We start from the raw sequence: 12,110 nt of genomic DNA on the forward strand, positions 1-12,110 counted from the left end.
GGATGGGTTGGTGGGCCCGTTCGTCGGCTACCGGGGCCTCGGCTGAGTAGCCGGGAGGGCAGGAAGGTGTCGCGCAGCCACGGCTCGAGCGGCTGGCACTGCTCGAAGGAGTCAAGGAGCAGGACAGTGCCGGGCTCGGAGCACGCCAGGGCGGTGGCCTCCTCGAGGCGACACGGATCCACGTCGAGGAACCGTGCGTCCACGTGCACCACACCGCGGCCGGTGAGCTCCGCCTGCCGGCCGGCGTAGCGCAACAGCGAGGACTTGCCGATGCCACCGGGCCCATGGACGTACGCCACGAGCGGAGCGTCCGCCGCTCCCGAAAGCATCCGGTCGAGCACCGCCCGCTCCGGCTCCCTGCCCACCAGCGCATCGGCTCGTGCCGCGGCCAGCCTGCGCGCCAGTCCCGTCACACCCACTCAACGCTCCTCCCGCCGGGCCCATCCTGCCGTGCCGAGGACCCACTAGGTAGACCGAGTGAGCGCTTCAGGGTGGGCAGCGCTGGGCCGGAGTGAGCACCGCAGGACGTGGAGACCGGGCAGCGGTGCGGCGCAGGATCGCCGGTAGGAGGACGGCGCCGCCGCCCACGGATCCCGAGGACCAGCCATGACCATCCCGTGCCTCACCCAGCGGGAGGACCAGCAGCAGCTCGAATGGATCGGCGGGAGCATCTGTCCGGCAACGTCGTCCTCGGCCCTCCCCGCTGACGGCACCCCAGCCCGACTGCGGGGAGGAACAGTGAGCCCGGTTTCGCCGGCCACCCTCTGCGCCGGTGTCGACTACGGGCGCCCCACCCGCCTGCTCGCGGACCAGATCACGGAGTCCGTCTGCGGGTCGCTCGCGGCCAGTGGTGTGAGAGTCGAGGTGGAGGTGCTGGAGCTGCGCCGGCTGGCGGCCGACCTGGCTCAGCGTTCCACGCAGGGCCGAGCCAGCCTCGATCTGCGCGAGGCGATCGCGGCGATCGCGGCGGCCGACGGGCTCGTGGTGGCGACACCGGTGCTCGTCACGTCCCCCGGCGAGGTATGCGAATCGTTCCTCGATGTCCTTGAAAGCGGCGTCTTGTCCTCGCCGCGGCGATCAGTTGGCATCGGCGGTGACCGACATCACTTGCTTCGAATTTGAAGCAGCAGTAACGTAGTCGACAGATGCTTCGGATTCGAAGCAGATCCAGTGTCAAGTGAAAAGCGAGAGATCTCAGATGAAGGCAGTGCGTTTCCATGAGTACGGCGACCCCGACGTCCTGCGCTACGAGGACGCGGAGCAGCCCGTCCCCGGAGCCGGGCGGGTCCGCATCCGCGTCGCCGCGACGTCGTTCAACTCCGTCGATGCCAACATCCGCGGGGGCTTCATGCAAGGTCCCATCCCCGTGGAGCTGCCCCACACTCCCGGCCTCGACGTCGCCGGCACGGTCGACGCGCTGGGCGAGGGCGTGGACGGCATCGCGGTCGGTGACGAGGTCATCGGCTTCCTGCCAATGACGGGAAACGGCGCGGCCGCGGAGTATGTCCTCGCGCCGGCCGAGATCCTCACGCCGGCGCCCAAGAGCATCCCGCTGCCCGACGCCGCCGCGTTGCCGGTGGTGGGCCTCACCGCGTGGCAGGCGCTCTTCGACCACGCCAAGCTGACGGCCGGGCAACGCGTGCTGATCAATGGCGCGGGCGGAGCGGTCGGCGGCTACGCCGTGCAGCTGGCCAAGAACGCCGGTGCCCACGTGATCGCCACGGCCAGCCCCCGCAGCAGTGAGCGCGTCAGGACGGTGGGCGCCGATGAGGTCATCGACCACACCGCCACGGAGGTGCCCGCGGTGGTGACCGAGCCGGTCGACGTCGTACTCAACCTCGCGCCGGTCGACCCTGCGCAGCTGGCCGCGCTGGTCGCCCTGATCCGCCCGGGCGGTGTCCTCGTGAACACGACGGTGTGGATGCCCGCGCCCGCCGACGAGGAGCGCGGCGTGCGCGGCATCGACCTGTTCGTCCGCAGCGACGCCGAACAGCTGTCGCGGCTGGTAGCGCTGATCGACCGCGGGGAGTTGCGCGTCGACGTCGCCGAGCGGGTGCCGCTGGCCGAGCTGCCGGCACTCCACGCCAGGACCACCACGGGCGCGCTGTCCGGCAAGGTCATCGTCCTTCCCGGCGCCTGACGTCACCCACCCACACTTCGACAACCCCGAGACGGAAATAGTCATGTCGTTGAGCCTGGATCCCGAAATCGCCGAGGCGCTGGCCCCGATGGCCGGCGCGATGGCGGACGCCACCCCTCCGGCTGTGGGCGATGTCGCGGCGCGCCGCGCCCTCTGGGAGCCGATCATCGGCGCCGCCGGAACCGCCCAGCCGATTCCGGCCGACGTGACGACCAGCGAGCACCACGCGACCGCGGACGACGGTGCGCAGATCAAGATGCGCTGGTACGTCAAGGACGGCGCGACGCCGGGCCCGGCCGTGCTGTTCTTCCACGGAGGGGGGTACATCTTCGGCCACATCGACCTTTTCGACGGGCCGGTCGCCCGCTACGTGTCCGCCAGCGGCGTGCCGATGCTGTCGGTCGAGTATCGCCGCGCGCCCGAGCACCCCTTCCCGACCCCGCTCGAGGACGCCTACGCCGCGCTGGGCTGGCTGCACCAGCACGCCTCCGAGCTGGGCGTCGACCCCGACCGGGTCGGCGTGATGGGCGACAGCGCCGGAGGCGGCATGGCGGCGGCGCTGACAATCCTCGCCCGCGAGCGCGGCGGCCCGAAGATCGCCCGCCAGATCCTGCTCATGCCGATGCTCGACGACCGCACCACCACGCCCGACCCGCACATCGCGCCCTACGTGCTGTGGTCCTACGACGACAGCCGCACCGCGTGGCCGGCCCTGCTCGGCGAGGCCGCCGGCGGGCCCGACGTCCCGGCCACGGCGGCTCCGGCCCGGCTCGAGGACGCGACCGGACTGCCGTCGGCCTACATCGAGGTCGGCCAGATCGACGTCTTCCGCGACGAGGACACCGCCTACGCGACCAAGCTCAGCCGCGCCGGCGTGCCGGTGGAGTTCCACCTGCACCCCGGCGCCCCCCATGAGTTCGACTCCATCGCCTTCACCTCCGACGTCGCCCAGCGCGCCATCGCCGACCGCGTCCGAGTGCTCAAGTCGATCTGAGCCGGCGCCGAGCGCGGTCGCCCGTCACTGACGAGGCGGGTGGTAGGCATGTCGCTGGCACGCGGGCAGATTCACGACGGTCTGGAGGCCGAGGAGCGGGCCGTGCTCACCCGGCCGGTGCCAAAGAGCGTGACGGCGAAGCGCGGTTCCTCCTGTCACGCGCCAAAGGCTCCAGGGCTGTCGTGGCGGCCCAGCTGGACACCTCCCGCCCACGGTGTAGCGCTACGCCACCGCGAAGCTCAAGCGGCCCAAGAGGGCCAACCTGCCCGCAGCCCTATGTTCTCGGCATTGAGTTTGAATCAGCCGTGGCCGGGGCTGCGGTGGCGTTGACCATCACTGGCTCCACGGGATGGGGTCGGTGCCGATGGTGATGTTGCCCGTCTTCGCATACACCTGCACCTCGTACTCTGCCTGAATGAGGTAGAAGTGGCACTCGCCCGGGTTCAGGAACTCCAGGAAGACCTCGTTGTCGGAGTAAATCGGTTGATGCGTGGTTGCGTTGTACATGGTCAGGTTGCTGCCAGTTCCCACGGAGTGAACCCAGAAGTAGAATGAATTCCGCGCGGACTGATCGCTGCAAATCCACACCTCGGGGGAGCCCCCGTTGTTGGCAGCGCCGACCTCCACATGGTCATAGGTGTATGAGTCGGTGTTAGCGCTGGCCGCCCCAGCAGATCCGATGATCGTGGCGATGCTGAGTGAGGCCACCGCCGATACAAGGCCAACGAGTTTCTTCATGCCTGTTCTCCGTTAGCGCCTGAACGGAAAATTCCTCCGTGCCCGGGAATGTTGCGATGAAGAGTTTTCCGTGCGGTTTGGCGAGATGGAAGAGGTCGCCGGTGGCCAGAAAGTGCCATGGCGCGATCGGGTCACGATCCCTGCGCGACCGGATTCCGATGCCTGGCTTCCCGGGCTGGTCACGGCCGATATGGACCGTTGCTCACCTATTAGCGTGCTGGTGAGCACGGTCACGATGTCGCTGTTGCTCACCGGGCGCACTCCGCGATGTCCTGCCACGCTGTGTGCCACCAGGCGCGGCGGAGTGAGGAGCCACGGCTGCACGCTGAATCGTGGACGCGGTGTACGAGGTGGCCGAGTGGTGAGAGCGCGAACCTGGTCTGGGTCAGGTCCACGGCGGGATAGCCGATCGTCGTCACATCACGCCCCCGAAGACGTATCAGAACGATTTCCAGCGTAGAAGGCGTAGAGAGAGCGCGATCAAGGTCTGGCCGGATCAGGCCATGGAACCGAGCCGGCGACGGGGACCGCGGGCGATCGTTTAAGTCGTGGACTTAAACGATCGCACCTCCCTTGGCCGGTGCGCATAATGGCGACGCGTATCGGGCCGAGAAGAATTGAGAGCGATGAAGTTCACTAGCGGGCCTGTTGTGGTCGCAGCGGCGCCTTCTGCACTGCTGCGAGCATAGCCGTGCTCCCCCGGCGCGGCGTATGCCGACGACGTCAGGTGTGCCGCCTCACGGGGCCCGTCGATTTCGACTACCAGGTCGCGCTCTACCTGAACCACCGCAAGGGCTCCAAGTACGCCATCGGCACAAAGCGGCTGGGTGTTGTACCAGTGGGCCCAGGCCGAGACCGCCCAGTTCCGCCGCCGGCCGATGTCTATTACCTGTGTCGACGAATCTCGGAAATGGGCCACAACCAGCCGACAGGAAGGAAATCGCCATGGACACTCTGAGTCGAGTCCACATCGCCGCCACTGTCATCGCCACAGCCGCCGCAGGTCTCACCATCGCCACCACCTCGGCCGCCAACGCCGAAACCGGCTGCAAATCCGGATCGGTCGTCTCCGGGCCAGCACACGGCTGGTACCTGCAGATCTGCAAAACCCCACACGACCAGGCCACCGACACCTTCTCCTGGACCGCCCGCAACACCGACTCCGGCGCGGCAGCCGCGACCATCTCCTACACAGTCCAATGCCCAGGCGGCACCTCCGGCTTCGCAGCCGTCGCCCCGCCCGGCCCGGCGAGCTGGGGCGGCAATTACTCACCCGCCTGCGCCTTCCACGCTGAACTGAACGTAGGCGGCGCGCCAGGCCCCGGCGGAGCCCCCATCATCCTCAACCTGTCCGCCGGATGAGCAAGGGGGGGATCGACACCAGCCCGGTCGGGCGGCTGGTTTTCCACCTCATGGGCGCGATCGATGAGTGGTCCACAGTTCCGGCGTGAGCTGATCGTGGAGGGCACCCAGGAGGGACTGGCCGCCTCCCGCGCCCGGGGTCGTAAGGGGGTGGCCGGTCGCGATGACCGCGACCCAGATGGAGCGGGCCCGCAAGATGTACGACGAGACCGACCGCGACACCGGTCAACGTTGATGATCTAGAGGAAGGCCACCCATGCCGAAGAAACTGGTCTCACTTCTCACGTTGCCGCTCGCCTCAGCGGCACTGCTGGTCGCCGTGCCGACGGCCGCCCAGGCCAGCCCTCAGCTCGAGAGTCACTGCCGGTACCCGTACACGCTGTCGGTGGGTGGCGTGACCTGGACGGTACAGCCGTGCATCGACTACTACGACTACAGCTCGGTCGGCGGGCAGCCTGAGGTGTGGGCCGACGTCGACGCGTGGAACGGCTCCACTTTTGTGTACCTGTCCGCTGAGGTCGGCCGCCAGCAGTGTTTGAACCGGTGCGGGGCGGTGAACTGGCAGTCCAGTACCAAGACCTGGTTCCCTGTCTATCCAGGAAACGTCTACACCAACCGGCAGTATTCGCCGCCGGTGCCCCCGGTCTCCGACTTCTGTTACTACGCCAAGACCACGATGCTCGATTCGAGGATCGGCGAGGTCGGCGACGTGGAATCCCCCAGTATGTGCTTCTGAACACGAGGCGGCGACCTTTACTCCGAGGACGATTTTCGCCCAGTTGGCGTTCCAGGATCGCGATCTGATGCCGCAGCGCGAGTATCTCCACGTCCTTGTCTCGATCGCTCACCGGAAGAAGCCGTAGGACCGCAAACATATTCGTCACCGTCAGGTAGGCCAGTCGCAACAGCACGGCCGGTCGTCATGCCGTGACGACCACCTTATCCGTGGCTATTCGCGTGCTCAATCAGAGCGACGAAGTCCGATGTCGGGGTGCCAGGCATCATGGCTCTCACCTGCGCGGACGAAGTTTTCGGCGCGCAGCTGGGGAAGTACTACCGGCCGCTGTCGCACGTCCCGTATTAAATACTCCCGGTAATAGGCCACCTCTAATATCTGGATAATAGTGGGAGCCTATATCGTCGGCACATCTGATAATGTTAAGGTAACGACATGATCAAGGCTCGATGGTTGCGGCGTCTAGGCACGCTACTCGCTGTCCCGGTACTCGCCTGTGGCTCGCTCGTCGCGATGGTTTTCACCACCGCCTCGCCTGCCTAGGCGTGCGACACGATTCCCATCAGCAACCCGCAATACGCCCTCACTTACAACGACTTCTATCGCCGCTGGGTTCCAGTGGCCCATGTCCAGCTCTGGTACAACGGCTGTGCGGCCGGTAATCGGTTCGTCTACGCCACAATGAATTTCGACGCTCCGCACGTGAATTGGTATGAGCCTACGTTCACCCTGACGGTTGGCATCGAGGACGAACTTGGCAACTTCCCCTTCGGTAAAGCGGAGGTGAATGGCCAAGAAGGCCCCAGTGGCCAATGTGAGTCTGGCTGTCAAGCAATCGCTCACGCAGTCAACATTGACTACTATGCAGCACCTAAAAAGTTCAGAGCGTGGGCCTCACTGAAGGGCTATCCGGGCTGCGGTAGAGAAGTGCCCATCGCAACAGATTGGTGGGAGTTCTCCACCGGCACCAACGAGCGCAACGGCGTCACCGATTACTGCCCTGGTCCGAACGCGTGACGGTCCCGGCCCGGACCGGCTTCGCCCGCCGGCTCTCCGACGTCGGCTACGGCTACCGCATCGAGGACTCGCCCGGCGTCACCATCCACACCGAGGACGAATGCCGGGAGCTGGCCGGCGGCGACCCGGACCTCCACCAGTCGCTGCCCCACCGCCTCGCCTACAGCCAGGCCCTGGCCGCAGGCCTCACCCAAGCCGGAATCAAGGGCATCAAGGTCGACTCCCGCATCGACTGAAGGACATACCACCGAAGGCCTCGCCACTCATTACGGCGAGGCCTTCGCCCTCAATTTGAAGCGCGAACCGCACTCGACATCTACAACGCCGAACTCACCCAACAGCTCACGGACCTGCGGCCTGTGCCATGGGAAACACTGCGGACATGGGCCCAGATCCATCACGTCCTGGCCACCCCGTACTTCGAACGAGGCGGATACCACTGGCGATGGAAATGATTTTCCCGCTCACTAATGTGTATGAGGTGCCTCGGATCTACTAAGCGCCAAGTTCCCCCATCAGAGGATCTTCCACTCAAGCGCAGAATCCCCGTCGAGCAGCCCTTCGATTCGACGATTCACTTCTGGCGGGGGAGAGGGACGCGCGGCGGGTGAGACCCTCGTGTCCCGGCCCATCGGAGCATTCCCGTTCCGCGCCTTCATGCTCTGCTGGCGTCCGCTGCGAGGTCGCGGTAATGCCGATGGGTCCGTTGCGGCCGGGTGACCCGGGCAGGGTCGGTGACTATGTGCTGTCGGCGCGGCTGGGTGCGGGTGGGATGGGAGAGGTGTTCTTCGGCCGGCTCCTCAAAGCCCGGCTTGGATAACTATGCATCGCATCTACTCAGCCCCATCGGGAACAACCGAACGCTCATTTATAGGGGTGGGATGGGTGTAGGAAGAGTTCCGGCGCGGATGGCCGTGGCTTGGTCGGGAGTGAACGGTTGCTGGAACAGGCTCTGGTTTTGTTGCCAGGATCGGAACAGGTCCGCTATGAAGTTCATCCGGTCGCTTAGTTCGACCCAGTCGTCGGCGGCGCTGCCCAGCACGGTGTTGGGGGTGCGGTCGATGTCGTATAGCAACGCCTTGAGTTCGATGTTGGAAAGATGGGTCAGGTCGGGCGGGAAGGTCACTGCGAGGGCGGCCCGGCCGATGTCGGCGCCCAGGTGCTGAATGGTGAGGCGGCGGGTCTGCTGGAAGTCGGGGGCGGGCATCCGGAGGTCCATCAGGTGGGCGGTGGCCATGGTCCGCCACAGCTGTGTCAGGCGCTTACGTAGCATGGGCGAGGCAAGTGGGGAAACCTGCACCGGAACCAGCGCCTCGGTGATGGTCTCTTGCAAGCGGATCTGCTCGTGCAGACCGATTCGCAGATTGGCCAGCAGGATGTGCTCAGCGCGTTCGGCGGCGTCGCGGGCGCGCATGGCGGCGTGATAGCTGTGCACGGCGGCGATCAGCAGTTCCCGGCCGCCCTGTCCGGTCGCGTCGGTACCCACCGCGGCAACGCAGCGTTCGAGCGCGTGGTCTTGGGCAGTGGGGTCGGCGGCGCCTGTGTACTCCTGGATCAGTTGGGCGTACAGCAACCCCAAGTCCTGGAACACCATGCGGTTACCGATAGAGACGTTATCGCCGACCTGCCGGACGGCGCGGGCGACCAGTTGAGGACCGACCGCCTGGATACGCTCGGGAACACGGTGGGCGAAGGCCGTCATGAGGCGGACCATCCGCGGGATGCCCTCACCGCGGATGAAGCGGCCGGCCGTGCGTGAAGCCCAGGTTCCAAAGCAACACCAGCTGACGTTGTCAGGACCCAGCAGTTCGGCCATCTCGATCGACAGGTCGTGGTAGGCCTGGGTGATGCGCAGATTGCGCAGCACAGGGTCGGTGGTGGCCGCTATCTCGGCGACCTCCTCCACGGTGACCCGGCAGGTCACATCCCACGCGGGCGAGGTAGGAGTTGGCCAAGTGCCGGCGGCGTCGAGGGGCATGTGCGGACGATATCCAGCGCGCTTCTCGCCATGATAGTCACTAAAGGTGATACTAAAACTACTCCTCGAGAGTAGTGCGCTGCCGTTTGTGTCGTTCACGCCGCTGCGAGTGCTCTCCGCCCCCGCCGTCGGCCATGAGACGACGGCGGGGGCGGCCCTCACCGCGACGAGTCATATGGGCCGGACGTCCAGCGCCCGCGACGTCGATTGACCGGTCACCGAACGTGATCCGAAGGCGTCGTCTGCCCGCCCGCGCCCACTGGGGATCGTGGGCGGGCAGATTACCCGTCTTTCAGCGTGGTTTCAGTGTTGCCTGGCGCGACGCTTCCGGCTCACGAAGACGATTGCCGTGCCGGCACCGAGCAGCAAGGCACCGATAGCGATCATCAGTAGCAGGTGGGACATACCTGTGAAGGGCAGGTGACCTCCGGGCCCGCCAGGCTTGGTCGGCTTGGTCGGCTTGGTCGGCGGTGGAGAGGTTGGAGGCGGAGAAGTCGGCGGTGCCTTGAGGAGGTACACGCCGGCGTCGATCGTGTGATCAACTTCTCCCGACTTGCCCGGCGCCGTGACAGGCGCGTGTCCGTCGCACAGCTGTCCGGTCGTCGGCGGGATCACATTGGAGTCATGTGCCCGGTTGTTACCGGCCAGCGGGAGCGTGAACCGCAGCTTGGTGGCCGGCGGCTGACCTTGCACCTTGCTGGTGTTCGCGGTACACACGTCGAACTGCACCGTGTATTTCGCACCCGGCGTGAGCTGGTAGGCGGCGCCGACCCCACCGAAGTAGTACTCGCCGGCGGCATCGGTCTTGGTCGTAGCGACCTGCTTGCCGCTGGCGCTCAACAGATTGATCGTCGCGCTCGGCAGCGGCACTTCCGCCGGATCCTGGATCCCATTGTGGTCGCCGTCAAACCACACCAGGTTACCGATCTGGATCGGCGCATTCGCCGCCGCATATGCGACATCGCCGAGCCCACCGGCCTTACCGAACCCGTTCTGGCTCGGACTGACGAACTGGTACCCGTTGGCGGAATGGTTGTTGCCGGGCCCTTGACCGGTCTGGATGTTGTAGTAACCGGTCCCGTCAGCGGCGTAGTTGTCGGTCGGGTCCATCTCCGTGCTGATGACCCATTGCTGCTGCGGAATGTAGGCGACCGACCCTTGGGCGGCTTCGTTGTGCACCCCTTCGGGCTGGTTCGGTGCGCCGTTGTTTCGAACGTAGTCGCCCGGGAAGTATTCGACGACGCCGCTGTTCTCGCCGCCGTCGGTGGCGTAATTGGCGTGGTTGGGGCAATTTCCGGTACCTTCCCACGAGTATCCACCGGTGGGCTTGGCGCAGGCCATGTTGATGTCACCACCAGACATGCCCATTTCTGAGGTGTCGATGAGCGGTCGAGGGTCCTGTCCACCCCAACTGAGAACGTCCATGAACCGGTCGCGGAAACCGAGGATCATCGAACCGTCACGGGCGAAGGCGAGGCTGGCGAGCTCGGGCTGCGGATCGACGAAGACATTGTTGCTTTTGAAGTTGTCCCAGGTCAACAGGTTGGTGTTCCACGGGTTCCAGTGGTTGGCCCGGTCAACTCCGGCGGCACCGGCATAGACGTAACCGCGCTCGCCGGTAAGCGGATGGGTCATCACCGTGGCGAATCGCTTGCCGTCGTAGGCGTAGACGACGGCTTTCAGGTCTGCGCGGTTCTGCGTGCTCTCCGCGTCACACACGCCGCCGACGTAGAGCGTGTTGTCATGCGTGGTAAGTCCGAACGGCCGCCAGTCGGTGCGCGCCGCGCAGCCCGGATTCGGGATGGGCACCGTCGCTTTGGGTGCGGATGCGGAGGCCCTGGTCGCGTTGAAGCTGACCAGGGTCCGAGTCCGTAGGTCCACCGCGTACAGCGTCGAGCCGTCCTCCGACAGAGCCAGGCCGCCGATGCTTTCCTTACCTGGCGCGTTGGTGAACCCACCGTCCTTCTTCATGTTGGCGGTGTCGTGCGGCGTCACCGCGGCGCCCGGCACCTTCGCGAACAGGGTCGGCGCGCCCCCGCCGTTGGCCGGTACGGCGTAGATCGCGTCACCGCCCCTCGGCCCGTACGCGGTGTACCGCCGGGCGAACGCGCCCTGGAACAGCCGGTGCCGGTACCTGTCGTAGGCCAGCGCGAACGTCGTGCCCACCTGGGATTGCGTGTCGATCGTGGCCGGGCACGTCGCGTGGTCGGGACACGTGCCCCGAACGTTCGTCCCGAACGCCACCAATGACCGGGTGTCTGTCCCGCCAGGACCATTCTGGATCGGCACGAAGTACCGCGAGTCCGGCAGCGCGTAGTCGGCCGCGTCCCAGACCCCGGTGATCACCGAGGCGTTCTTGCCGCCCGACACGTCCACGAACGTCGTGAAGCTGTCGAAGTGGTTTGCCGCCGTCGAGGCCGGCGCCGCGCGCAGATACTTACTGTACGGCGCCGGGACGGCGACATCCACGCGGTAGTGGCCGCCGGCCAGCGCGGTCGACCGGGAGACCACCGCCTTTCCGGTGGCATCCGTGATGCCGGTGACCTGATGGCCGACCGGGTCGGTGATCTGAACCTTCATGCCCCGCTGCGGCGCATCCATGGTCGCGTTGATCACGCCGGTGCCGAAGAAATCCCGCAGTACCTGAACTGTCAGTGTGCCGTCGCCAGTCGAAGCGGCGGCCGTCCCAGGCGTCGCGCCCATGGTGCTACCGAACAGCAAGAGAACGCTAAAGCCCACTCGCGCCAGCGGGCCCGTACTACGCTTCCCGGCTGTCCGGTGCGATCTTCTATCGACTCGGCCCATAGGCCATCACACTCCCTTGTCAGGTGAACCAGACACCCGCGTCGAGCTGCGCATCCGCTTCGCGGCCCCGGGTGACACGTCGGCCGCGAAAAAGGGGCCCACCGCTGTTTCCGTGGGCCTGGTTTCATGGTTGTCCTGGAGGTTCAGGCGGAATCCGCCGCGCGTGAGGGCGCCCATGACAACCGGCGAATCCAGGCTGTGGTAGCTGTAGGCGCGCGGGTCAGTAAACGCACGCGCGTTCGTGGCCTGGGGCGGGACTTTGCTCAGGCCTTCCGTGGGGTATGCACGGTAGAAAACGGTGCCGATCGGGGCGATGGAAGCGCCCGCGGTGCACCGAATC

At 66.1% G+C, this 12,110-nt stretch carries 11 protein-coding genes and 1 pseudogene; 8 read left to right on the plus strand and 4 right to left on the minus strand.

Features of this window, described 5'->3' with window-relative positions; genetic code table 11:
• Positions 1-239: 239 nt before the first annotated feature.
• A pseudogene (locus tag AB0I04_RS44065) lies at positions 240-329 on the minus strand (hypothetical protein); the annotation flags it as partial.
• 277 nt (positions 330-606) lie between these two features.
• Between AB0I04_RS44065 and AB0I04_RS44070 the strand changes: the two are divergent.
• The 3 genes from AB0I04_RS44070 to AB0I04_RS44080 all read left to right on the plus strand — a co-directional run bounded on the left by AB0I04_RS44070 (position 607) and on the right by AB0I04_RS44080 (position 3,134).
• Positions 607-1,122 carry an NAD(P)H-dependent oxidoreductase gene (locus AB0I04_RS44070; protein ID WP_360898817.1) on the plus strand — a complete coding sequence of 172 codons (516 nt, stop codon included), beginning with the start codon at positions 607-609 and terminating at the stop codon, positions 1,120-1,122.
• Positions 1,123-1,198: 76 nt separating this feature from the next.
• Positions 1,199-2,140 (plus strand): NADP-dependent oxidoreductase, encoded by a 942-nt coding sequence (locus AB0I04_RS44075; protein ID WP_360898820.1) that lies wholly within the window; start codon positions 1,199-1,201, stop codon positions 2,138-2,140.
• A 43-nt stretch (positions 2,141-2,183) separates the two neighbouring features.
• The gene (locus AB0I04_RS44080; RefSeq protein ID WP_360898823.1) at positions 2,184-3,134 is read left to right on the plus strand and encodes an alpha/beta hydrolase; all 951 of its coding nucleotides are present in this window, start codon (positions 2,184-2,186) and stop codon (positions 3,132-3,134) included.
• 333 nt (positions 3,135-3,467) lie between these two features.
• On the opposite strand, the gene AB0I04_RS44085 is transcribed toward AB0I04_RS44080, so the two are convergent.
• Positions 3,468-3,872 (minus strand): hypothetical protein, encoded by a 405-nt coding sequence (locus AB0I04_RS44085; RefSeq protein ID WP_360898826.1) that lies wholly within the window; start codon positions 3,870-3,872, stop codon positions 3,468-3,470.
• 945 nt (positions 3,873-4,817) lie between these two features.
• Here AB0I04_RS44085 and AB0I04_RS44090 point away from each other — a divergent pair.
• From AB0I04_RS44090 to AB0I04_RS44105, 4 genes are all read left to right on the plus strand, one after another.
• A complete protein-coding gene (locus tag AB0I04_RS44090; protein ID WP_360898829.1) occupies positions 4,818-5,234 on the plus strand; it encodes a hypothetical protein in 417 nt (138 codons plus the stop codon).
• A 256-nt stretch (positions 5,235-5,490) separates the two neighbouring features.
• Positions 5,491-5,970: a hypothetical protein gene (locus AB0I04_RS44095; protein WP_360898832.1), complete on the plus strand. Its 480-nt coding sequence runs from the start codon at positions 5,491-5,493 to the stop codon at positions 5,968-5,970.
• 618 nt (positions 5,971-6,588) lie between these two features.
• Positions 6,589-6,987 (plus strand): hypothetical protein, encoded by a 399-nt coding sequence (locus tag AB0I04_RS44100; protein ID WP_360898835.1) that lies wholly within the window; start codon positions 6,589-6,591, stop codon positions 6,985-6,987.
• On the plus strand, positions 6,984-7,223 hold the full coding sequence (locus AB0I04_RS44105) for a hypothetical protein (protein WP_360898838.1): 240 nt from the start codon (positions 6,984-6,986) through the stop codon (positions 7,221-7,223). Before AB0I04_RS44100 ends, AB0I04_RS44105 begins: the two co-directional genes overlap by 4 nt.
• A 632-nt stretch (positions 7,224-7,855) precedes the next feature.
• Here AB0I04_RS44105 and AB0I04_RS44110 read toward each other — a convergent pair.
• Positions 7,856-8,965 (minus strand): hypothetical protein, encoded by a 1,110-nt coding sequence (locus AB0I04_RS44110; RefSeq protein ID WP_360898841.1) that lies wholly within the window; start codon positions 8,963-8,965, stop codon positions 7,856-7,858.
• 88 nt (positions 8,966-9,053) lie between these two features.
• Between AB0I04_RS44110 and AB0I04_RS44115 the strand changes: the two genes are divergently transcribed.
• On the plus strand, positions 9,054-9,176 hold the full coding sequence (locus AB0I04_RS44115) for a hypothetical protein (protein WP_360898844.1): 123 nt from the start codon (positions 9,054-9,056) through the stop codon (positions 9,174-9,176).
• Between the two features lie 92 nt (positions 9,177-9,268).
• On the opposite strand, the gene AB0I04_RS44120 is transcribed toward AB0I04_RS44115, so the two are convergent.
• Positions 9,269-11,668 (minus strand): SdrD B-like domain-containing protein, encoded by a 2,400-nt coding sequence (locus tag AB0I04_RS44120; RefSeq protein ID WP_360898847.1) that lies wholly within the window; start codon positions 11,666-11,668, stop codon positions 9,269-9,271.
• Positions 11,669-12,110 lie beyond the last annotated feature (442 nt).

Source organism: Actinoallomurus sp. NPDC050550 (assembly GCF_040655075.1).
Lineage (GTDB): Bacteria > Actinomycetota > Actinomycetes > Streptosporangiales > Streptosporangiaceae > Actinoallomurus.